This window comes from Salinirubrum litoreum (genome assembly GCF_020567425.1).
Taxonomy (GTDB): Archaea; Halobacteriota; Halobacteria; order Halobacteriales; family Haloferacaceae; genus Salinirubrum; species Salinirubrum litoreum.
In genome coordinates this window covers 388,523-410,068 of sequence record NZ_JAJCVJ010000001.1, presented here as the reverse complement: position 1 = coordinate 410,068, position 21,546 = coordinate 388,523, and the positions used below count along the sequence as shown (strand labels likewise).

19 protein-coding genes are annotated in these 21,546 nt (G+C 67.5%); 7 read left to right on the top strand and 12 right to left on the bottom strand.

Features of this window, described 5'->3' with window-relative positions; translation table 11 throughout:
• Positions 1-295: 295 nt before the first annotated feature.
• From LI337_RS01920 to LI337_RS01905, 4 genes are all read left to right on the top strand, one after another.
• Positions 296-1,213 carry a rhomboid family intramembrane serine protease gene (locus LI337_RS01920; RefSeq protein ID WP_227228027.1) on the top strand — a complete coding sequence of 306 codons (918 nt, stop codon included), beginning with the start codon at positions 296-298 and terminating at the stop codon, positions 1,211-1,213.
• Positions 1,213-2,070: an endonuclease V gene (locus tag LI337_RS01915; protein WP_227228026.1), complete on the top strand. Its 858-nt coding sequence runs from the start codon at positions 1,213-1,215 to the stop codon at positions 2,068-2,070. Before LI337_RS01920 ends, LI337_RS01915 begins: the two co-directional genes overlap by 1 nt.
• A 133-nt stretch (positions 2,071-2,203) precedes the next feature.
• Positions 2,204-3,028, top strand: coding sequence for an SDR family oxidoreductase (locus LI337_RS01910; protein ID WP_227228025.1), 825 nt, complete (start codon positions 2,204-2,206; stop codon positions 3,026-3,028).
• A gap of 117 nt (positions 3,029-3,145) precedes the next feature.
• Positions 3,146-3,628, top strand: coding sequence for an SRPBCC family protein (locus LI337_RS01905; protein ID WP_227228024.1), 483 nt, complete (start codon positions 3,146-3,148; stop codon positions 3,626-3,628).
• 33 nt (positions 3,629-3,661) lie between these two features.
• On the opposite strand, the gene LI337_RS01900 is transcribed toward LI337_RS01905, so the two are convergent.
• The 5 genes from LI337_RS01900 to glmS are packed head-to-tail and all read right to left on the bottom strand — an operon-like array spanning position 3,662 to position 9,243.
• Complete coding sequence (locus LI337_RS01900; RefSeq protein ID WP_227228023.1) at positions 3,662-4,780, bottom strand: aldolase/citrate lyase family protein; 1,119 nt, start codon at positions 4,778-4,780, stop codon at positions 3,662-3,664.
• A 20-nt stretch (positions 4,781-4,800) separates the two neighbouring features.
• Entirely contained in the window at positions 4,801-6,009 is a 1,209-nt protein-coding gene (gene mch, locus LI337_RS01895) for a 2-methylfumaryl-CoA hydratase (protein WP_227228022.1), read from the bottom strand.
• The gene (locus LI337_RS01890) at positions 6,002-7,333 is read right to left on the bottom strand and encodes a methylaspartate ammonia-lyase (protein WP_227228021.1); all 1,332 of its coding nucleotides are present in this window, start codon (positions 7,331-7,333) and stop codon (positions 6,002-6,004) included. Before LI337_RS01890 ends, mch begins: the two co-directional genes overlap by 8 nt.
• Positions 7,333-8,790: a methylaspartate mutase subunit E gene (locus LI337_RS01885; RefSeq protein WP_227228020.1), complete on the bottom strand. Its 1,458-nt coding sequence runs from the start codon at positions 8,788-8,790 to the stop codon at positions 7,333-7,335. Before LI337_RS01885 ends, LI337_RS01890 begins: the two co-directional genes overlap by 1 nt.
• A complete protein-coding gene (gene glmS, locus LI337_RS01880; RefSeq protein ID WP_227228019.1) occupies positions 8,791-9,243 on the bottom strand; it encodes a methylaspartate mutase subunit S in 453 nt (150 codons plus the stop codon). It abuts the gene before it with no gap.
• 142 nt (positions 9,244-9,385) lie between these two features.
• Between glmS and mct the strand changes: the two genes are divergently transcribed.
• Complete coding sequence (gene mct / locus LI337_RS01875) at positions 9,386-10,531, top strand: succinyl-CoA:mesaconate CoA-transferase (RefSeq protein WP_227228018.1); 1,146 nt, start codon at positions 9,386-9,388, stop codon at positions 10,529-10,531.
• Between the two features lie 142 nt (positions 10,532-10,673).
• Here the strand turns inward: mct and LI337_RS01870 are convergent, their stop codons facing one another.
• On the bottom strand, positions 10,674-11,318 hold the full coding sequence (locus tag LI337_RS01870; RefSeq protein WP_227228017.1) for a rubrerythrin family protein: 645 nt from the start codon (positions 11,316-11,318) through the stop codon (positions 10,674-10,676).
• Positions 11,319-11,461: 143 nt separating this feature from the next.
• Between LI337_RS01870 and LI337_RS01865 the strand changes: the two genes are divergently transcribed.
• Positions 11,462-12,649, top strand: a complete 1,188-nt coding sequence (locus LI337_RS01865) for an MBL fold metallo-hydrolase (protein WP_227228016.1) — start codon at positions 11,462-11,464, stop codon at positions 12,647-12,649.
• A 53-nt stretch (positions 12,650-12,702) separates the two neighbouring features.
• The gene (locus tag LI337_RS01860; RefSeq protein WP_227228015.1) at positions 12,703-13,521 is read left to right on the top strand and encodes an AAC(3) family N-acetyltransferase; all 819 of its coding nucleotides are present in this window, start codon (positions 12,703-12,705) and stop codon (positions 13,519-13,521) included.
• Positions 13,522-13,529: 8 nt separating this feature from the next.
• Here LI337_RS01860 and LI337_RS01855 read toward each other — a convergent pair whose 3' ends face one another.
• The 6 genes from LI337_RS01855 to LI337_RS01830 all read right to left on the bottom strand — a co-directional run bounded on the left by LI337_RS01855 (position 13,530) and on the right by LI337_RS01830 (position 21,458).
• Complete coding sequence (locus LI337_RS01855) at positions 13,530-14,603, bottom strand: M23 family metallopeptidase (protein ID WP_227228014.1); 1,074 nt, start codon at positions 14,601-14,603, stop codon at positions 13,530-13,532.
• An 81-nt stretch (positions 14,604-14,684) separates the two neighbouring features.
• Entirely contained in the window at positions 14,685-15,188 is a 504-nt protein-coding gene (locus LI337_RS01850) for a P-loop nucleotide/nucleoside kinase family protein (protein WP_227228013.1), read from the bottom strand.
• 134 nt (positions 15,189-15,322) lie between these two features.
• Positions 15,323-15,859, bottom strand: a complete 537-nt coding sequence (gene dpsA / locus LI337_RS01845) for a DNA starvation/stationary phase protection protein DpsA (protein ID WP_227228012.1) — start codon at positions 15,857-15,859, stop codon at positions 15,323-15,325.
• A gap of 623 nt (positions 15,860-16,482) precedes the next feature.
• The gene (locus LI337_RS01840; protein WP_227228011.1) at positions 16,483-17,250 is read right to left on the bottom strand and encodes a TrmB family transcriptional regulator; all 768 of its coding nucleotides are present in this window, start codon (positions 17,248-17,250) and stop codon (positions 16,483-16,485) included.
• Entirely contained in the window at positions 17,247-19,874 is a 2,628-nt protein-coding gene (locus LI337_RS01835) for an efflux RND transporter permease subunit (RefSeq protein WP_227228010.1), read from the bottom strand. The genes LI337_RS01840 and LI337_RS01835 overlap by 4 nt, the downstream gene beginning before the upstream one ends.
• Positions 19,875-19,877: 3 nt before the next feature.
• Complete coding sequence (locus tag LI337_RS01830; protein ID WP_227228009.1) at positions 19,878-21,458, bottom strand: COG1361 S-layer family protein; 1,581 nt, start codon at positions 21,456-21,458, stop codon at positions 19,878-19,880.
• Positions 21,459-21,546 lie beyond the last annotated feature (88 nt).

The window sequence follows — 21,546 nt, the reverse complement described above, 5'->3', positions numbered from 1 at the left end:
CGGACCCCGGTGTGGACGCGATCTGCCGACGTCCGACTCCGAGCAGTGTCCGAGCGACAGCGAGTGACCTGCTCGCAGTCCGGGCCGTCGGCAGTCGGGGAGGTGTGGGGCGTACTGCGACGGCCGGGGTCCCACCACGCGCCGACCGGTGGAAACGACAGCCACCCGAAGGGGTTTCCGCCGCCGGGGGGCCTCCTCAGAACCGGTAAATCCACAGAACACGTCGACTGCGGTGAGACGTGGTACGCACCCCCGAGCCAAACCCCTTTAGGCGGTCAAGGCCCAAACTGAACCAATGGCCGAATGCGACGTGTGCGGCAGTCACGAGGAACTGCCGTACCAGTGTCGGCGGTGCGGCAACACGTTCTGTGCCGAGCACCGCCTCCCGGAGAACCACGAGTGTCCGGGGCTGAACCAGTGGAACGACCCCTCCGGCGTCTTCGACAGCGGCTTCGACGACAGCGTGGACAACCGGGGCGGCGGCGGGAGCCTCACCGACCGGATCACCGGCACCGGCGGCGTGATGGGCTACTTCCGGGGCAACGTGACGTTCCTGTTCCTCGGACTGATGTGGATCACCTTCCTCCTGCAGTACTTCGTCTTCCCGTTCCTGCTGGGCGCTCAGCCCACCTCCGGACTCTGGAACACCGTCTTCGTCCTCTCGCCGCAGAACCCCACGCCGGCGTACGCGTGGACGTGGCTCACGTCCATCTTCTCGCACGGGGGCTTCGTCCACATCGGGATCAACAGCATCGTGCTGTACTTCTTCGGGCCGGTCGTCGAGCGCCGACTCGGCTCGAAGCGCTTCGCCGCGCTGTTTCTCGTCGCGGGCGCGTTCGCCGGCTTCGCCCAACTCGGCGTCGGGGCCGCCCTCGGCGAGTTCGTGCCGGGCGTCCTCGGCGCGAGTGGGGCGATCATGGCCCTGATGGGCGTACTCACCGTCCTGAATCCGGGGATGCGCGTCTACCTCTACTTCATCATCCCGATGCCGCTGTGGGTGCTGACCATCGGCTTTGCCGGGTTCAGCGTGCTCGCCGGACTCGGCTACCTCGGCGGTGTCGGCTCGCTGGGCGGTGGTGGGGTCGCGCACTTCGCCCATCTCGGGGGGCTGGTGATCGGACTCGTCTACGGCGAGCGTGTGAAAGGCGAAGCCCGTGCGCCCGAGAACCTCCGATTCGGCAACCAGCGCGGCGGCGGCCGAGGGCCGTTCTGATGGAGCCGGTTCGTCCCGAGTTCGCCCCCGACCCCGACCTGAGCCGCGACGAGATGGAGGCACTCCAACACGACGTCGCCGACGCGGCCGAGTTCACCGATTCGTTCGACTTCGCTCCGACAGACGTGACGGCGAACCACGTGCCGCCGGAGACCGTGACGGGCGTGAACGAGACGCTGTCGACCGGCGGTCCGGACGCTGGTGACGACGACACCGAGTCGGGTGGGATCGGTGCGGCCTCCGACAGCGAGCGGCCGCTGATCGCCGGCGTGGATCAGGCGTTTCTGGACGACCACGCCGTCAGCGCGGTGGTGCTCCTGCGCGGGAGTACGGTCGTGGATCGGGTCTACGCCGTCACCGAACTGTCGACGCCGTACATCCCCGGTCTGCTGTCCTTCCGCGAGGGTGGGCCGATCATCGACGCACTGTCGGCGGTCGAGCGCGATCCGGACCTGCTCGTCTTCGACGGGAGTGGCCGCATCCACTACCGGCAGGCCGGACTGGCGACGCACATGGGCGTCGTGTTCGACACGCCGAGCGTCGGGGTGGCGAAGAACCTGCTGTGCGGGACGCCGGCCGAGTCGGTGACCGACCGACCGGCGGGGTGGCGGACGCCGATCCACGCGGACGCCGACGTGAACGCCGACCCCGGCACCGTGATCGGACACGCCTACCAGTCCCGGCAGTACGACACGAACCGGACGATCAACCCGCTGTACGTCAGTCCCGGCCACCGTGTCTCGGCGGAGACGACGGTGGAACTCGTCGCGGCCGTCGGCGGCAAGTACAAACTCCCGGAGCCGACGCGACTCGCGGACGCCTACGCCGACGAAGTGAAGCGGGACCTGAGTGAGTGAGAGAGTGAGCGAGTAGGCGAGTAGGCGACTGGGCGAGTGAGAGGGTGAGCGAGACGGCGTGCGACACTGCGTGCCTGTGCTGTGGACGTGACGGACCGTCGGGATTTACGTGCCGCCCCATCGTCGTCCCGGTGTGAAACCCGACACCGTCCTCATCACCGGCTGTTCGTCCGGGATCGGCCGTGCGACGGCGCGCGCCTTCCTCGACGAGGACTGGATCGTCTACGCGACGGCTCGCAACCCAGCCGACATCGAGACGCTCGGCGAGGCTGGCTGTGAACTCGCCACGCTCGACGTGACCGATCAGGGCGACGTGGAGCGCGTCGTGGACCGCATCGTCGACGAGGAGGGGAAACTCGACTGCCTCGTGAACAACGCGGGCTACGCGCAGTTCGGCCCGACCGAGGACGTCCCGACCGAGGTCCTCGACCGGCAGTTCGAGGTGAACGTCAACGGGCCACACCGCCTGACGCGGGCGGTCCTGCCGCACATGCGCGAACAGGAGTCCGGGACCATCGTCAACGTCTCCTCGGTCGCGGGTCGGATCGCGTTCCCCGGAAGCGGCGCGTACTGCGGGTCGAAGTTCGCCCTCGAAGCGATGACCGACGCGCTCAGAAACGAGGTGTCGGAGTACGGCATCGACGCGGTACTCGTCGAACCGGGGCCGGTCGAGACGCAGTTCACCGACCGCGCGGACGACCAGTTGGACGAACTGGAACGCTCCGGTGCGTACGAGAGCCTCTACAGTCTGTTCGAGGACAGCGAGGCTCTCGGTGGCGGCGGCCCGGGTGCAATCTCCCCGGCGCGCGTCGCAGAGGACATCCTCGACGCGGCGAGTTCGACGAAGCCCCCGGCCCGGTATCCGAGCGGGACCGTGGCACAGATCGCGGTGCTCGGCCGGTTCCTGCCCGACGTGGTGCAGGACTCGATCTGGCGGTTCCTGAAACGACTGGTGTGATCGAGGCGGCGACCGTTCGGTTCGGGACTGCGGTGACGTGGGGACTACCGCTCGACTGCAGACGCCACCGCGACAGCGACGGACGGGCTTTTGTCCCGCCGGTACCAACGAGGAGCGATGCCAGTGTACCAGCGGGAGACGCGGGTTCGCGCACCCTTCGACGAGGTCTGGTCGTTCCACTCCAAGGTGTCCGGACTGGAGGCGCTGACACCCGAGTTCATGCACCTCGCCGTCGAGGAGGTCGTCGGTCCGGACGGCGAGCGAGACCCCGAGATTCTGGAAGCCGGGTCGGCGATCACGATGTCGATGCGACCCTTCGGTGTCGGGCCGCGCCAGCGGTGGACCTCCCGGATCACCGACCGCGAGGAGTCGCCCGGTGCGGCGATGTTCCGCGACGTGATGGAGGGCGGTCCGTTCCGGCGCTGGGTCCACACGCACCGCTTCTTCGCCGACGGCGACGAGACGATCGTCTCGGATCGCGTCTCCTACCGCCTGCCGCTCGGTCCACTCGGTGACGCGGTCGGGCCCCTCGCGGTCGTCGGCTTCGAGCCGATGTTCCGGGGTCGCCACCGCGAGACGAAACGAGTGCTGGAGGACTGAGGAAGTGCCAGCGACGACCGCGTCGGTGGCGCGTCAGTAGCCGGTGTCGAGGTCCAGCGCCCGCGCGAGCAGAGCCTCGTCGTACAGTTCCTCGGGTTGGGCGGGCGCTCGTTCGTGGATCGACGTCACCGTCTCGACCGTGTTGGCGAAGTTCCGGTAGGTCGCCTCGTCGATCATCGTCCCGTCGACCGTGACCGCGCCGGTGCCCTCGGCGCGGGCCGACTGGAACCGCTCGATGCGGTCCACGTCGCGGGCCAGTTCCTCGGGACTCGGCGTGTGGATGCGGTTCGCCTGCACGGTCTGTTTGGGGTGGAGCGACCAACTCCCGTCGAGGCCGACCCGCGCCTCGCGCGTAACTTGCTCGGCGTAGGCGTCACCGTTGTAGAACCGGACGCCAGCACGCTCACCGAACAGTCGGTCGAAGGGCCCGCCGACCGAGAGGATGTCGTTCGCACTCGCCTCGTTCGACAGGTCCACGAGCAGACTCTCCCACGCCGGGCGCTCGCCCGCGATCTCACGCCCGCCGAGTTCGGCGGTGTAGTCAACCGGGCCGAAGATCAGCCCCGCGAGTCTGTCGAGGCGGTCGTCGGCTGTCGGCTCTGGATCGTCGGGCGTCGTCTCCGGGGCGGCCGAATCGTCTCTCGACGGCTCCAAGTCGGGGCCTCGACCGAGCGCCGCGATCTCCCGCAGATCTGACTTCGCACCGGGCGTCTCCACGATCAGGGCGATCTCGACCGATCCAGTGGGGTAACCGTAGGTCGCCTCGCTCTCGGCGACGATCTCCGCGACACGCTCCACGTCCGGCAGTCTGCCGACTTTCGGGATCACCAGTCCGTCTATCTCGTCGCCGACCTCGCGGACCAGCGTGTCGATCTGTTCGGTGCCGGCCTCGCGGAACGCGGGGCTGTCGTACCCCCACTGGACGCGGGGCCACACCTCTCCGGCGAAGTCGGTCTCGGGCAGACGGTCGATCACGTTCTCGACCGCCTCGCTCTTCATGTCCGGGGCCGTGCCGTCTTCGATGTCCGGCACGAGCCAGTCCGGTTTGGCGAAGCCGGTGGCGTCGAGGCCGGAGTCGAGATACTTCGCCGTGTTCTCGCGGGGCACGGCGGCCGGTGCGGTCTGGAACGTCCTGCAGAGTCGTGTCGTCATGTGAGTGTAGCTTCGGGTATTCAGGCGTCTCGTCTGCGGATCGCGGCGGTTCTGTGGCCGGAGTACAGCGGCCGGTCGTGCTGGTTGACGGCGACGTGTTCGAACTCGACGGTGCCGACCGCCGACTCTCCGGGAAACGCCCCGTCCTCGGTCGCGTCGAGGACACGTGTGAAGCCGTAGACCGTGTCGCCGAGTGTGACGAACTCGTGGAACGTCTCGTCGCGGGAGCCGACTTCGCGGTAGGTCGCTTCGTCGGACCGCGCGTGCCCGAGCGCGATGGAGCGTGTCACGTCACCGTACGCCACCACGTCACCCGAAGGCGCGTCGGCCATCGCGTTCGCGTCGTGGTGCTGGCGGGCGGTGTTGAGTGTTCGCAGTGGCAGCACCGAGACGAGCGTGTCGTCCATCGTCCGCCCGTGTTCGTGGCGATAGGCGACGATTCGGTTCCGGTCGTCGGCGCGGTCGAGTGCGTCCCGGAAGTCCTCGAAGTACGGCCCGTCGGGCACGAGGAAGGGTACTCGGTCGCCGGTCGCACCGTCCCCCGTCCTCGTCGGCTCCTCGCTCGCGCTCGTCGCCGACTCGGATCGATCGGTCGTGTCGTCGTCGGTGGATTCGTCGGTCGTGTCGTCGGTGGACTGCTTCGAGATGTCGCCCTCCTCGCCCGCGCCGGTCGCAGGCTCCCGGCGCGGGACCATGTTCGTCCGGCGGTAGCCACAGAGTTTCTCGTCGGTATCGGCGTCGTAGTTCGTCGTCTCCCACGTGACGATGCCGTAGTTCGGGCGGGACGACGAGGTCCTAGTGTCGACCACCGCCGACTCGACCCGGAGGTCGGTCCCGGCGTACACCGCGTCGGTGCCGAAGGTCACGTCGGTTCGCCCGAGGAAATAGCCGCCCTTTTCGGACAAATCCTCGACGCTCGGTCCCATCGTGCAGGCCAGCAGGTAGTCGGGGTGGATCGGGGGTTCGTCGAAGCCGCGCTCGCGGGCGGCGTCGGTCCGCCAGTAGGCCGGGTCGTGGTTCAGCGTCTGGCTGGTCCACAGTTCCGCGCCGTCGCGGGTGAGTCGCAAACCGGGAGCGTGTCGGATCGTCTGGCCCTCGTGGAAGTCCTCGAAGTAGTTGCCCTTCTCCCGGACTGTGGCGCGGCGGTAGGCCGTGGCGAACGTGTCGGGGTCGGTCGGGTCCGGAATCACCGGGCCGTCACCGGGTCGCGGTCCCCGGTCGTCAGTCATCGGCGGTCGCCTCCGGGTCGGTCTCGGTCGACCGACTGTCTCCCCGCGCGTGTCGGCGTCTGGCGAGCGTCCGGCGCATCTCGTTGGTGACGATCATGAACCCCTCGTCGAACCCCATGCCGGGCTTCGCCAAGAGTTGTCCGGCGTCCGTCGCCAGCGCGACGTGCGCGCAGGCCCGCGCCGAGGTGTCCGTCTCGTTGCAGGTCCCGCCGAGGTACGCCCGCGTGTCGGTCCCGCGACAGGCAAGCACCGCCTCCGCGCTCCGGCCGATCCCGCCGAGGTCGGGCGTCTTGACCTGCACGAAGTCGGCCGCGCCGGCATCGACGAACGCCCGCACGTCCGACAGGGTGTTACACCACTCGTCGGCGACGAGGTCGACGCCGATCCCCGCGTCCCCGAGTCCGTCGCGCAGTTCGCTCATCGCGTGAATCTGTTCTGCTCGGCCGCCGGCGTCTATCGGTCCCTCGACGCTCAGGTCGTAGTCACCCGCCGCCTGCTGGAGGTCGCGGAAGTAGTCCACGACCTCGGGTCGGTCGTATGGCGGCCCGAATAGCTCGCCGAGCGTGCCGTACACGTCGACGTGGAATCGCGGGTCGTAGCTGTCGGCGCTGTCGGTGCTGTCGGTGTCTCCGGCTTCGGTGCCGATTTCGTCGGCGGATTCCGCCAGCCACCGGACGTACTCGACCAGTTTCTCTCCCTCTCGGCCGACCTTCTCGAGACTGTTGAACAGACCGTGCGGGAGGACCGGCACGCGCTTCTTGAGCATCTTCCGGGCGTTCACCCGGCGGGCGTCGCCCGACTGGCCGAACACCGGCACCGGTTCGTTCGCGGGGTCGGTGTCGAACTCCTCGGCCAAGACGTCCGTCATCGTGGTCCGGCGGGCGGTCGCGGCGGCGGAGAGCAGTGCCTGCGAGACGCCGTACCTGACCGCGGTGTGCAGGCGGTCTGTGCCGGTGATCGGATCCGCGATGCCGCGGAGGATGGCGCTGTTCCGGCCGAACCGGTAGGGGTCGCGTCCCGCGAACTCGGCTGCGATCTGGCCCTCGATCACCGATCGATAGTCGTCGGGGACGAACCGGGGATCACGGCCGCCGGCACCGGAGTACTGGACTGCGGCGCAGTCGCCGGTCGCGGTCGTCCCGTCCGACAGATCGATCTCGACAGTCAGTGCCTCGCCGGGTTCCCGGATCGCGTCGAACCCCGGCGTCACCGGGTCGCCCCGATAGCCGAAGCCGTCCCGCTCGGCCCCCTGCACGATGGCTCGCTGGTCGTCGAAGAAGAACGCCGAGAGGGTGGGAACTGCTCGTATCGACTCGATTCGCATCAGTCGTCACCTCCCGAGGGAGCGGGGTTCGAGCCGTCGGGCCGCCCGATCAGTCGGCCCTCGCTGATCGCGTCCACGTCGTCCGCGACCATCTTGAACGACGGCTCTCTGCCCTCGGTCTCTGCGCGGGTGTCGAGTTTGGTCCGGTGGATCTCCCGAATCTCGTCGGGCAGTGCGAGGTCGCCGAACTCCAGGATGCGGACCCGGCCGTCGTCGTCACGCGCCGGCAAGACCTGCCCGGCAGCGCTCTCCGATGGGGCGAAGGGGACGTCGAACTCACCGGTCTCGAAGGCGCGGATCGTCCCGCGTGCCACGTCACCCTCACCACGTTCGAGAATCGTGTCGAGCAGTGCGCGTGTCGAGCGCTCGATGAACTCCTGTTCGGCGTCGATACCGTCGATCTGCACGTCCTGTTCGAGCAGCATGTCGATGAGCTGTCTGGTGGTCCGGAGACCGGCCGCGTTCGCCTCCATCGTCGGGACGCCCCGGAACTCCTGGGGCGACTTCGTGATGACCTTGTCCGGCTTGGCGATTGCGGCGGTCGCGCCCCCGAGTCCGATGACGCCGTTCGCGCGGGCCTCGTCCGGCGGGAACCCGCCCATCCACTCGTGGAAGACGGTCGTGACCGTCACGTCGTCCGGGAGGTACTCGTCGCCGAGCGACTGGAGCGCCCGGAGCGCGGCCACGTCCTGCACGAGGGTGCCGACCTGCCCGTAGCCGAGCGTGAGGCTCTTGACGCCCTGCGTGGCGGAGAGCAGTCCCTCGACGACCATCACCGCGATAGCGATGCAGGGCGGGACCAAGGTCCCGGTGAGCGGGCCGAACGGTTCGCGGTTGATCGTGACACCGAACTCGGTGTAGAGGCCGGCGAGGCGGTCGACGAACTGCCACTGTTCGATGGTCTGTGCGAGGTCCCGGCGCTTCGTGTACGGGATGTTGTACGAGATGGGTCCGCCCTCGAAGCTCTGGAAGCCCCCGGCGAAGGTGATCATCGCCAGCAGGCGCGCGTCGGGCGTTCCGTGGCGCACCTCGACCGGCGCGCCGACCGACTCGATCAGTTCCCGACAGCCGTCGACGCCGTGGTTCACCGCGGGAAAGCCGTTGAGGGTGTCCTCGCCCGTCTCGCGGGCCTCCTCCAGCCCCTCCTGTGCCTTCGCGTACTCGTTGTCCCGCGTGTAGGAGTCGATTGTCGTCGGCAGGAGGTCGGCCCCGCCTTCGGTTCGCAGGCCCTCCAGCAACTCGATCTGGTCTCGCAGGCGCGGGACGCCGGCACGTGGCTGGAGGAGCGGTCGGTCGGCCGTTTCGAGCACCTCGGCGAACCGCTTCTCGGCGGGGAGCGTCCCGTGGTACTCGACCGCTTCGGTGAACTCGACCGCTTCGGCCGTCGGCCAGTCGTCGCGGAGGTCCGAGGCGATACGCTGTAGCTCCGACTCGGGCAGACGCTTGTCGCGTGTCATTCAGAGTGTGGCCCGCGCCGGTTCTTCGGCGTCGGTTTCGGTGAGCGGAATCTCCAAGTCCTGTTGGAGGGCCGCGATGGCTTCTTCGGGTTCCGTCTCGGCGTCGAAGACGCGGTCGAACCCCATCTCGCGGAACGTCTCGCGCGTCTCCGCGAAGTCGTCCTGGCCGACCGCGAGGTTGCCGCCGATGTAGGTCGTCACGTCGCCCAGCCCCGCCTGTGTCAGGCGGTGGTGGAACCCGCGCGTGTCCTGCTCGGCGTGCCCGTACAGCGAGGAGACCAGTACCGCGTCCGCCCCGTGGTCCTGTGCGCCCGCGACGAACTCCGGCTGGGAGGTCTGGACGCCGAGGTTGACGACGTCGAAGCCCGCCGCTTCGAGCGCCTGTTCGAGGATCGTGATCCCGACGACGTGCGCGTCGGACCCGATGACACCGAGGATGACAGTTCGCGGCATTCGGCCGTGAAGAACCGTGATATACAGATAAACTTAATGGTCTTTCATGATAATACTGTTTTAGGACCTTCAATGTGACCCAGTACCAAACCATCACGATCTATCACCAAGATTTAAGCGAAGTGGGGGACAGCGTGGGGACATGGGAGCGTTGTCAGACCTGCGTGTCCTCGATCTGACGCAGGTCCTCGCCGGCCCGTACTGCACGATGTTGCTCGCGGACCTCGGGGCCGACGTAGTGAAGGTCGAGCGACCGGGTGGCGACCTGATCCGGCCGAATCCGCCGTTCGTGGAGGATCCCGAATCGGAAGCCTACGGCGGCTACTTCCAGTCGGTCAACCGGGGGAAGCGGAGCGTCGAACTCGATCTGGGTGCGCCGGACGACCGCGAGGACTTCCTCCGACTCGTGGAGACGGCGGACGTGGTCGTAGAGAACTACCGCGCTGGGACGATGGAGCGGTTCGACCTCGGCTACGAGACGCTCCGGGAACACAATCCCGACCTGATCTACGCCTCGATCAGGGGCTTCGGCGACCCACGCACGGGCGAGACGGACCGACAGGGCCAGCCATCCTTCGATCTGATCGCACAAGCCTTGGGCGGGGTGATGGAGATCACGGGCCAGGCAGACGCCCCACCCACGAAGGTCGGGCCCGGCATCGGCGACCTCTTCACCGCAGTGCTGAACGCGGTCGGCATCCTCGCCGGGATTCACCACCGCGATCAGGGCGGCGGCGGGCAGTACGTCGACACCGCGATGTACGACAGCATCGTCTCGCTGTGCGAACGAACTGTCTACCAGTACAGCTACACCGGCGAGTCGCCGACCCGCCAGGGGAACTCCCACCCGACCCTCTTTCCGTACGACGCGGTGGAGTCGGCCGACGGTCACGTCGTGATCGCGGCCTTCTCGGACGGTCACTGGCGGGATCTCTGTGCCGCGATGGACCGCCCGGACCTCGCAGCCGACTACCCGGACCAGCAGAGTCGCCTCGCGGATCGGGAGCGCCTACGCGCCGAGATCGAAGAGTGGGCGGCGGGGTTGTCGAGCGAGGCTATCGAGACGCGACTGGCCGGTCGGGTGCCCTGCGCCCCGGTGCAGAACACGGCGGATATCTTCGAAGACCCACACGTCCGAGCACGGGAGATGCTGGTCGAGGTCGACCAACCCGGCGCAGACCGGGAGGTGACGGTCGCTGGTTGTCCGATCAAGTTGACGGAGACACCCTCGAAACCGGGCACACGCGCACCGCTGTTGGACGAACACCGAGAGGAGTTGCTGGACTGAACGGCGACTGTCGTAGTCAGAGACGGACGCTCTCGACCACTCGATCCGGGGGGAGGAGCGGCCAGTCGGCGTGCGGCCACTCGAGCGTGTCCGAGTCGCCGGGCGAGAGCACTGCTCGGGGTGACTCCACCCCCCACCGAAGTCAACAGATCGGCTTCGGATCGAGCCCCATCCCCTCCAGCGAGTCGGCGTAGTCGTCGTACGCTACCTGCACGACGTACTCCGCGACCGCCTGCGCTCGCTCCCAGTCCGCGTCTGTCTCGCAGTGGTCGGCCAGTAGGGCCAGTCCCTCGTCGATACGCTCCTCGGTCTCGGTCCGAAGTTCACGAAAGAGGTTCGCCGTGGCTTCGTCCGGTTCGTTGACGAAGAAGCTGATCACCTGGAGGTGGGTCTTGCTGGCGACGATGCCGCGACCGACGAGTCCCGCCGCGATTCGCTCGACGGCGTCTTCCCGGCCACGGAGGTACGAGTGGAGTGTCCCCCCGTCTGCCGGGTCGTAGGCCTCGCGTGTGTCCTCGTCCATCGCCGACAGCACGCGGTCGTAGTGGTCGGTCTCCTCCTCGGCGACCGCGGCGAAGGCTTCGCGGGCCGCCGGGTCGGCCTCGTCGCTCGCCCACGTCTCGAAGGTGTTCCGTGCCGCGTTCTCGCTGTCGGCGGCGACTCGCAGGACCGTCGGGCGATCCAACTCGGCGTCCGTCAGCGCCAGGAGCAGTTTCTGTGAACCGAGTCGGTTCAGTTCGGTCGCCTTCGCCGACTCGACAGACTCGCGGAAACTCGCAGCGTCCATACGCTGGCTACGGCCGGCCGGCAGTTGAGTGTTGCCCGGGGAACGCGAGCGAGGTGATCGGGCCGTCGTGTCCGGCGGTCTCGCCGCCGTCGACTCCCCAACTGGGCGACGTATTTTTCTTGTCAGAGGTCGTACCGTCAGCCATGAGTTCTGACTATCCCGACCCCGTTACCGACGTGTCTGCGGTCTCCCCGGCCGACCTCCACGACCGACTGCGCGCCGGCGAGCAGATCACCCTCCTCGACGTCCGGGACCGCGACGAGTTCGACGAGTGGCACCTCGACGGGCCGACCGTCGACGCCCACCACGTCCCGTACATCAAGTTCGTACAGGCGCAGGTGAAGGGCGGCGTTCCCGACCTCGTGGACGACCTCGCCGAACCGATCACGGTCGTCTGCGGACGCGGCGAGGCGTCGGCGTACGTCGCCAGTCTGCTGGCAGAGGAGGGAATCGAGGCCCGGAACCTCACTGGGGGGATGGACGAGTGGGCCCGCCTCTCGGTCACCGAGACGTTCTCGGTCCCGCCGGGGGGCACGGTCGTCCAGTACCAGCGCCCCTCCAGTGGCTGTCTCAGCTACCTCGTCGTCTGCGACGGCGAGGCGGTCGTGATCGACCCCCTCCGGGCGTTCGCGGACCGCTACGTCGACGACGCCGACGCCCACGGTGCCGACCTCAAGTACGTGATCGACACGCACGTCCACGCCGACCACGTCTCCGGCCTGCGGGACGTCGTCGAGGCGACCGACGCGCGCGCACTCCTCCCGAAGGGTGCGAAGAAGCGCGGGCTGACCTTCGCCGAGGAGTACGACGCCACCCTCGTCGAGGACGGCGACGAGTTCCGCGTCGGCGACCTGATCCTGACGGCCGTCGCCCTGCCGGGGCACACGACCGAGACCGTCGGCTACCACCTCGGCGAGGTGCTGTTCGCCGGCGACACCGTCTTCCGGACGAGTGTCGCCCGACCGGATCTGGAGGCTGGCGACGCCGGTGCGGAGGACCACGCCAGACAACTCTCCCGGACGATCCGCGACGAGATTCTCCCCCTGCCGGACCGCACTCGCATCTGCCCGGCCCACTACAGCACCGAGGAGGACCCGGCCGACGACGGGACCTACACGGTCACCGTCGGCGAGGTCGAGGAACGACTGGGTGATCTCGCGGGCGACGAGGAGGCGTTCGTGGAGTTCGTCCTGCGGGACATGCCGCCCCGCCCGGCGAACTACGAGGAGATCATCGCCACGAACCTCGGCAAGCGGGAGACCGACCCGGAGACGGCCTTCGAGTTGGAGCTCGGCCCGAACAACTGCGCGGCGACCAGTATGGCGGACTAGCCGGACCGACCCCGAAACCACGAAGGAGCCGACCCGCGACTGGTCGGTCGAGCATGACAGACCGACCCCGTCCCGAGGAACAGTCGCCCGATCCGATCACGACCGACCGACTCGTCACCGACCTGCGCGACCTCGGCGTCGAGTCGGGCGACACGCTCCTCGTCCACTCCTCGCTCTCCTCGCTGGGGTGGGTCTCCGGCGGCCCGGTCGCGGTCGTGGACGCGCTTCTCGACGCGGTCGGCGAGTCGGGGACGGTCGTCTGTCCGACACACTCCACCGACTTCTCCGACCCCGCCGACTGGCAGAACCCGTCGGTCCCGGACGACTGGGAGGGGGCCATCCGGGAGACGATGCCGGCCTACCGCCCGGAGATCACGCCGACGCGCGGAATGGGGGCGATTCCGGAGACGTTCCGTGACTACCCCGAGGCGACCCGGAGTCGCCACCCGGCACACTCCTTCGCCGCACTCGGCCCGGACGCCGAGTTCGTCGTCTCGGAGCACTCTTACGACGACTCACTCGGCGAGGGGTCGCCGCTCGCGCGGTGTTACGACCTCGACGCGCGCGTCCTCTTGCTCGGTGTCGGCCACGAGCGCAACACGTCACTCCACCTCGCGGAGTACCGCGCCGACATCGACGTGGCGGAGACGACGCAGGGTGGGCCGATCCTCCGAGACGGCGAACGCGTCTGGGCCGAGTTCAGTGATATCGCCATCGACGACGAGGACTTCGGTTCGGTGGGTGACGACTTCGAGGCGGCTCGGCCGGACGCGGTTCGGCGGGGCGAGGTCGGTGTCGGTGACGCGGCGCTCGTGGAACAGACCGAGTTGGTGGACTACGCGGTCGAGTGGTTCGAGACGAATCGGGACTGAGCCATCTGTCAGTTCGACCGGAGGCTCTCCCCCTCTGCGGTTCCGGCGTGTCGAACGCGCTGCCCGGCACTGATCGCCACCGCGTCGTGACGCCGGAACTCGCCGGCCGGTCCCTCGGCTATCTCGACATCTGTGAACCTGATCGGCAGACCCGCCGAGGTGAAGAAGTTCTCGCCGTCTTGCAGGTGGAAGTGCAGGTGCGGTTCGGTCGAGTTACCGGAGTGGCCGCAGTCGCCGACGTGTTGACCGGCGGCGACCGACTCCCCCTCCGCGACCGTGACGCTCCCCTGTCGAAGGTGGGCGAACAGCGAGTACTCGGAGTCGGCGTGACGAATCACGAGGTGGTTCCCGAGAATACTGCGCTGATCGAAGTCCAGCCAGCCGATCCGGTCGTGGTCCGGGTGACCGTCGCTGGCGACGACCACCTCGCCGTCCGCCGGCGCACAGAGGGGTCTGTCGAAACAGTAGTAGTCGGCAGGGTCGTCCGGCGCGTCGCTCTCGAGGTCGCTTCTGACTCCGGCGTCGTCGGTCGAGTCGTTCGGTTCTCCGGCGTCGTCCGCACCGGCGGCCCGGTAGGTCCGGCCCGCCTCGTCGGTGGCGAGGACGTCGTAGGCGTATCGCTGGGTCAGGATTCCCCACGAGTGAGACTGGTCGCGTCGGTGACTCCCGGCGGCGACGGTCCACTCGCCGTCGAAGGGGAGGCGGTACTCCACCGCGCTCTCGAAGGTCTCGGGACTCGGGACGCGGCCCCTGTGGCGGGCGAGGATCACGACCTGTCCGACCAGTTGTTGCAGACTCTGCCACTGGACGAAGACGTTCACCTGCAGGACGACCATCGAGAGCAGGAACCGGCCGACAGAGCCGCCGGACTCGATCCAGTCGGTCGGGTCGTCGGTGTCGCCGCTGGTCGAGAAGAGTGGCCCGACCAACGGCCAGAGTGCGAACAGGAAGCAGAGACCGAAGACCTGGAGGTCGGCGAGCGACGGGAACAGGAACCCGGGGATCGACAGGAGTCCCAACAGAGAGAGCAGGGTCGGATCGGGGAGGCGGGATCGGAGGGTGCGGGCGGAGTCGCGTGTCACGGTCGGAGTTGTCTAGCGTGACACTTCACGGTTCGCACTGGTGCAGTCGGGGTCGGTGCTGAGACGGGCTACCCGGCCGGTTTACTTTGCCGGTTCGACGCCGATGGCGGTCTCGATCTGGTCGTAGGTGTGATCGAGGTCGCCGGAGTTGTCGACCGTCACGTGATCGCGTTCGAGGGCTTCGAACAGATCGCGGTAGTGTCGGTGGACGCGAACGTCGGCGTCGCTGGCGTCGTCCTCGCGGTCGACGATCCGGTCCTCGACGGTCGACTGGTCGCCGACGACCCGGAGCAGGTGGCCCGCGCTGTCGGTCGCGTCGGCGACACCGAGTGCTCGCTCGCGGTACTCGCAGGCGTGGAAGGTCCCGTCGAGGACGACCGGGTGACCGTCCACGAGTCGGTCGCGGGCGCGCGCGAGCAGTTCGTCGTACACCGCCGACTGCTCGGCGTCGGTGTAGTCGGGGTCCGGAAACAGTTCCTTCCGGACCACGTCGGTTCTGAGCAGTTCGGCGTCGAGCAGGTCGACGGCGTACTCCGCGACGGTCGTCTTTCCTACCCCCGGTAAACCGCACACGACGACGAGCATCAATCGGGAATTGCTCCGGCAACGACCGACTTAGCGTTTCGGGTTCGTCGACGTATCGTGTGGATCGGTGGGGGACGGGAGTCGCGTCGCTACTCGTGTGAGCACGCGAAAAAATCGAGTTCGGAGCCCGCGTTTCAGCCCTGCACGAGGCTGTCGTCCTCGAGGTAGTGCTCGATGTGGTGCGCGTCTTCCTCGACGTGGATCAGGTTCTCGCGGAGCATGTGGGCCGTGGTGGGGTCACCGAGGCTGTCGGCGAGTTCGACGTGCTCGCGGAGCGTCTCGATGATGTCGCCGTACATCTCCATGTCGTGCTCCAGCGAGGTGCGGATGTCGTACACGTCGTCGCCCTCGGGCGAGACCGGTGCGTGCTCCTCGTAGTTCTTGCCGCCGGCCATCGGGACGCCGCCGAGCGCCTGCGCGCGCTCTGCGAGTTCGTCCGCGAACTCCTCTGCGCGGCCTGCCGCCTCGCCGAGGAAGACGTGGATGTCGCGGAACTCGGCACCCTCGACGTTCCAGTGGTGCTTCTTCAGCTGGTGGTAGAGGACGTAGGTCGCCGCGAGATCGGTGTTCAGCGCGTCGACGAGCTGTTCGACCTTCTTCTGTTCGAGTCGGAGGGCGGGGCTGGACTCGACGCTACCGAACTGTCTGCGGACGGACTTCTGGGTACTCATAGACATCCACAGATACGCACGCATCGGACATAAAGCTTGGCAACCGAAAACTCAGCTTTGGTTTTCAGAAAGCCGAATTTCACTCTCGGAAAACAGTGTCGACGTTTTGCCGTCTCTGGACGCCTCCGAACCGAGATCGTGCGAATCGATGACACTCGACACCAGTCCCGCCACCGACGAGAGCACACGAACAACAGCGGGAGAGTTGTCGAGTCGCTCCCGCTCGAACGTCACCAACAGGGAGACCGCTCAGTCCAACACGGGGACGAACTCGCGCTGTTCGGCCAGCACCGCTGGGTCCAGGTCGGCGACGCTCGTCTGCAGGACGGCGACGGTCGGTATGTCACCGAACTCTGTCGCAGACCCGAAAAGCGCCCCGCATCTCGCGGTCGTTTCTGTCGCCCGCACGAGGGCGAAAGTCGAATATGTCTGTGGTGCATAGGACGACTGCCGGTCGCAGACCCCGGACCGGCAGGGCGACCACGCCGTGGGAACTTCATGGCCCACACGGGTAGGGCGCGGTCGCCCACTCCCCCCTTTCGAATCGACCGTACTTCGTAGCCTTCCGCATCCGACGAACTCCGAGCGGAGACCTCCCGGACGGCGCGGACCGGACGGTCTGTTCAGCCGAGAATCGCGTCCACACCGTACCGGATGAACAGCGACAGCACCGCCGCGATGGCGGTGTCGGCGCTCCAGATCGCCGTCTCCTCGGCAGTTCCCGGCACCTGCCCGCCGTCGCCGGTGACGACCGAGAGCAGAATCGCGCTGTCGTCCACCAGCAGGAACCGACTGGTGAACCCACGCGGGGCCTCCTCGACTGGCTGTTCGACCGTGACGTTCTCCGTGCCGGCAAAGAGGTCCCGCACCTCGGCCGACTCGCTGACGACGCGTACCGACAACCCGGCTTCGGCCTGTCGGCGGAGCGTCTCGACGAGGTGGTCCGGCACGAGTTCGGGACTGGCCGCACCGAAGAACAGTTCCGACTCGGCGCGTTCTGCGAGGTCGACGAGTCGGTCCGTCACGGGTTCGGTCCCCCGGACTGTCCACACGTCGTCGCGTGACTCCACGTCGCCGCCCGAGCGCTGAATCTCGTCGAGGCAGGTGAACGCACGCTCCTGCTCGCGTTCGAGTCGGGCCCGAAGCTGTGCTTTCGCGGTCTCGATGCTGACCGGCCGATATCGTTTGGGTGTCGACCGCTGAATCTCGATCAGCCCGCGCTCTTCCAGTTCTTCGGCCGCGCCGTACACCTGCGACCGGGGCACGTCTGCGACCGAGTGGACTTCCTTCGCGGTCCCGGTGCCGAGTCGCTGGAGGGCGACGAACACCCGTGCTTCGTAGTTCGACAGACCGAGTCGTTCGAGCGCCTCGACCGCCTCGTGTTGGCTCACCGGGAGCCACCTCGCTCCAGGGCAGTCTGCTCACCGGCGTCCGTGCAGGTGTCGGCGAGCGGTTCGCCGCCGTCAGTTCGTGGTTCGGCGTCGGCCGCCGGCGTCGGGCCGAACATCGGGTCACTCCCGTCGTCGTCGGGCGGCGTCCGCCCCGATCCGGCACCGATCGGTCGGTCCGGATCGTTGCCGACGAGTCGGTCCCAGATGACCAGCGCCGAGGGGAGCACGAGCAGGGAGACGAGGAACGAGTAGACGACCGACAGCGCCGTCAGCGTCCCGAACTGCCCGAGCACCGAGAGCACCGCGAGCACCAGCACACCGATGCCGAAACTGGTCGTCAGCATCGAGCCAAGCAGCGCACCGCCGGTCCCGCGCACCGTCACCTCCAGTGCCTCGACGAGCGGCCGTTCGTGTCGCTCGTCGATGAACCGGTGGACGACGTGGACCGAGTAGTCGATCCCCAACCCGATGGTCAGGGCGAGAATCGTCGCCGTGAAGGCGTTGAACGCGATGCCCAGCACGCGCATCGATCCCGCGACCAGCGAGACGGCGACGACGATGGGCACGAGGTTGGCGAGTCCGAGCGAGGGCTTGCCCTCCAGCACCCAGTAGATGAACAGCAGGAACACTGCTGTCCCGAACAGGGCGATAGCGAGGCTCACGATGGCGGACTCGAAGATCACGTCGGAGACAGCCGCGAAGACGATGGTGTTCCCGGTGGCGATGGCACTGCCACGGAACCGGTCTGCGACCATCCGACCGTCGGCCGTGATCTCGTCCTGTGAGGCGTCGGCCGTCACCGAGTAGACGACCCGCGAACTCTGCCGGTCCTCGGCGAGGTAGTTCAGCGCCTCGTCGCGGGACTCGGTCTGGAGCAGTTCGTCGTACACCGTCTCCAGGTTCCGGTCGGGGATGCCGTTCCCGTCGCGGTCGTTTCTGGCGACGACCTGTCGGAACTCCGGATCACGCGCCGCCTGTGACTGGATCACGGTGACGATGCTCTGTGACTGGGCGCGCCCGTCGCTCTGGACGAAGGAGTCGGGTGGGCTGTCGCCCATCCGGTGTATCTCCTCTAACACCGAGTCCTGTTGCATCGGGCGCTCGACGTAGATCGTCACACTCCCGCCCTGTGTCGTCTGGAACTTCTCTTCGAGGAAGTTCAGTGTCGCCACGACGCTGTACTCGCCCGGGGCGAACGGTTCGGGGAGCGCCTGGAGGTACGCCGGCACCTCTTCGGGCGGCAGGAAGTCCTCCTGGGTGAACGTCGTGTCGACGCCGGTGGCGTAGTACCCGGCCCCCGCAGACAAAAGGAGCGCGACGAGCAGGAACCCGACCGGAATCTTGTCGGCGACGACGACGCCGGCCTGCAGGACGCGGCCGAGCGACGTGCCCTCTGCACCGAGCGGTTTCTGACTGAACGTGGGGATCGGGAACCGCTCGCGGTTCCGGTCGACCCACACCTTCGCCGAGGGGAGGAAGATGCCGAAGATGAGGAACGTGAACACGATACCGGCGGCCGCGACGAGGCCGAAGTCCTTGATCGGCGGGAGATCCGACGCGAAGTTGGCGAGGAAGCCGATGACGGTCGTCCCCGTGACGATGAAGAACGCCACGAGCAGTTGGTCGGTCGTCCGAGTCATCGCGTCGCCGATGTCGAGACCGGTCTCCCGGTCCTCGCGGTACCGGTTGATCGCGTGGATCCCGAAGTCGATCCCGACCGCGAGCAACAGCGGCGGGACCGAGATCATGATCTGGTTGAAGGGGATCCCCACGAGGCCGAGGAAGCCGAACGTCCAGATCACGGCCATCCCGAGCGAGAACGTCCCCAAGAGGAGGTCGACCAGATCACGGTACGCGACGATCAGGAAGAAGATGATGAACAGCACTGCGGCGGGCGTCACGATCAGCAGTGAGTCGGTGATGACGCCGCTGAACTCGTCGGCGATCAGGCCGCTCCCGAAGACGGTGATGTCGCCGCCGACGGTGCCGACGATCCGGTCGATCCGGAGTTGGATGTCGGTCAGCGGACTCGATCCGCCCATCCCCGCGCCGCCCCCGGAGAGCCCCGAGGGGAGGGTGTGCTGGACGACGCCGATGGTCGCCGACGACGACGCGGACCGACGGTTGAAGTCGTTGCTGACGGTGCCCGTCAGCGCGGGGTTGTCGGCGTTCGCGCGGACTGCGGCCGCCACCTCACGCTGGGTCGCACCCTCGAGTGCGTCGATCTGCTGGCCGAGCGTCGTCGCCTGCGGGTCGATGGTCCGGGCGACGACCTGGGCCGCACTGGAGGTACCCGTCACGCGCAGTTCTTCCTGTTCTGCGACGCGCTTCTGGGCTTCGAGCATCCGCAGCAGTTCCTTCTTCGAGAGGACGTTGTCGGCTCGTTGGATGAGTTGGGTACTGCCGGTGTCCGCCGAGAACGACGGACCGAACTCCCGGTTGATGTCCTCCAGGGCGTTGTTCGCCGGGATGTCCTCGGCGAACTGCTGGGTGCCGGCCTCGGTCGAGACGTTGCCGAGTCCGCCTGCGAACACGAGCGAGACCAGCAGGAAGGCGACGATCACCTTGCCGGGGCTGCCGACGATCCGCGAGTCGACCCAATCGACGAGACGTTGGTAGTCCATCTGTTACCTACGGATGTAGAGGTAACCGCCGACCCCGAGCAGGACGACGAGGAGGACGCCACCGATCAGCGGGAGGGGGAGTCCGCCACCGCCCTGCCGGGGCGTGACCTCGACCGGGAGTTTGTAGGTGTCCGAGACGAGCGTGTCACCCTCCTCGGTGGTGTACTGGAAGTCGAGTTCGACCGGGTAGATCTTCGCGGTCGCACTGCCGGCGATGCCGACGCCGAAGGTGATCGTCCGCGTCTCGCCCGGCGCGAGTTCGTCGATGAACGCCTCGTCGTCGCTGGCCGACACTGGCGAGTCGACGAACAGTTTCGCCGATACGTCGGAGACGGTCTCCTCGCCCGCGTTGGTCACCGACAGTTCGAGTTGGCCACCGGAGCCGACCTGGAAGGTCGCGTTCACCGGCGAGACGCCGAATTCGTCGCGCTTCTCGCCCACGTCGGCACGCACGTCGAGGGGATCACTGACGCGCTGATCGCCGTCGCTGTTCCGGTACTGGACCTCGGCGGTCAACTGGCGCGGGCCGGCCTCCGCCGAGTCGGTCACGTCCACGTCGAACGCGAACGTCGCGCGATCGTCGGAGGCGATGTCGCCGATGGCGAACTCGGACTCCCGGACGTTCAGGTTCCCGTTGCCCGTCGAGAGCACGACGACCGCGTTGTTCGCCGTCTGCGGGCCGGTGTTGACGACCTCACCCGTGACGGTGCCCTCCTCGCCGACGCGCAGACTGCTGGTGACGTTCTCGACCGCGAACGTCTGCTCACCGCGCGGCGTGACGCCGAACTGGAGTCCCTTCGAGCGACCGGGGACCCCCTCGCCGTCCTCGTAGCTGACGGTCGCGTTCAGGCTGTACGGGCGGACCTCCGCGCCGGAGGCCATCGAGCCTTTGAACGTCAGAGTCCGGGTCTCGTCGGGTGCCCAGTCGCCGACGTAACTGCGTGCCGTCTTTGACCCGGCGAAGGTGAGTTCGTCGTTGCCGGATCTGATCGTCACCGCCGACTCGCTGGCGGCCTCGGTCCCGTTGTTCCGCAGGGTCAGGGTGATCGGCCCGTCGTCACCGATCGCGACGTCGGACTGGCTCTCGACGATCTCGAACCGGGGTTCCTCCTCGACGATCAGCGTCAGGGAGAACCGCCGGACCGCGTCCTCCTCCTGTGCCGCACCGGAGGCGGGATCGATCAGACTCGTGTAGCGGTAGCGAATCTGGCCGTCGAGTTTGTACTTGCCCGGTTCTGCGTCCTCGTCGACGACGACGCGGAAGGGGACGCTCCGGGCGGTCTGTGGCAGGGTGCCGATGGCCTGCGTGTCCGTCTTGACGGTGACCGGCGCGTCACCCTTCGAGAGACTGATGCGAACCCCGTTCGCGGTCGTCACCTGCGAGTTGAGCGAGGGGTTGTTGCTGCGTTCGATGTTTCCTTTGTTCTGGACTGTCAGTTCGAGTGCCGTGACCTGACCGGCGGTGACGCGGTTGTCGGACAGGTCGACGCTCAGAGACGGTTCGCCTTCGGTGATAGCCACCGCCGAGGCCGGCACGACGAGGAGTGCGACGACGGCGAGGACGAGTAACGTGGACTGTTTCATGGAGACTGGATGCCCGGCGACTGCCCACCGACGACTGCCAGGCGTCGATCAGTCGGTGGCTGTCTTCGTGACGGCTAACGGACGCCGG

Excerpts from the sequence above, each read along its gene's own strand:
- LI337_RS01920 (WP_227228027.1), top strand. The coding sequence starts at position 296 with ATGGCCGAATGCGACGTGTGCGGCAGTCACGAGGAACTGCCGTACCAG.
- LI337_RS01915 (WP_227228026.1), top strand. The coding sequence starts at position 1,213 with ATGGAGCCGGTTCGTCCCGAGTTCGCCCCCGACCCCGACCTGAGCCGC.
- LI337_RS01905 (WP_227228024.1), top strand. The coding sequence starts at position 3,146 with ATGCCAGTGTACCAGCGGGAGACGCGGGTTCGCGCACCCTTCGACGAG.
- LI337_RS01900 (WP_227228023.1), bottom strand. The coding sequence starts at position 4,780 with ATGACGACACGACTCTGCAGGACGTTCCAGACCGCACCGGCCGCCGTG.
- mch (WP_227228022.1), bottom strand. The coding sequence starts at position 6,009 with ATGACTGACGACCGGGGACCGCGACCCGGTGACGGCCCGGTGATTCCG.
- LI337_RS01890 (WP_227228021.1), bottom strand. The coding sequence starts at position 7,333 with ATGCGAATCGAGTCGATACGAGCAGTTCCCACCCTCTCGGCGTTCTTC.
- LI337_RS01885 (WP_227228020.1), bottom strand. The coding sequence starts at position 8,790 with ATGACACGCGACAAGCGTCTGCCCGAGTCGGAGCTACAGCGTATCGCC.
- glmS (WP_227228019.1), bottom strand. The coding sequence starts at position 9,243 with ATGCCGCGAACTGTCATCCTCGGTGTCATCGGGTCCGACGCGCACGTC.
- mct (WP_227228018.1), top strand. The coding sequence starts at position 9,386 with ATGGGAGCGTTGTCAGACCTGCGTGTCCTCGATCTGACGCAGGTCCTC.
- LI337_RS01870 (WP_227228017.1), bottom strand. The coding sequence starts at position 11,318 with ATGGACGCTGCGAGTTTCCGCGAGTCTGTCGAGTCGGCGAAGGCGACC.
- LI337_RS01865 (WP_227228016.1), top strand. The coding sequence starts at position 11,462 with ATGAGTTCTGACTATCCCGACCCCGTTACCGACGTGTCTGCGGTCTCC.
- LI337_RS01860 (WP_227228015.1), top strand. The coding sequence starts at position 12,703 with ATGACAGACCGACCCCGTCCCGAGGAACAGTCGCCCGATCCGATCACG.
- LI337_RS01850 (WP_227228013.1), bottom strand. The coding sequence starts at position 15,188 with ATGCTCGTCGTCGTGTGCGGTTTACCGGGGGTAGGAAAGACGACCGTC.
- dpsA (WP_227228012.1), bottom strand. The coding sequence starts at position 15,859 with ATGAGTACCCAGAAGTCCGTCCGCAGACAGTTCGGTAGCGTCGAGTCC.
- LI337_RS01835 (WP_227228010.1), bottom strand. The coding sequence starts at position 19,874 with ATGGACTACCAACGTCTCGTCGATTGGGTCGACTCGCGGATCGTCGGC.
- LI337_RS01830 (WP_227228009.1), bottom strand. The coding sequence starts at position 21,458 with ATGAAACAGTCCACGTTACTCGTCCTCGCCGTCGTCGCACTCCTCGTC.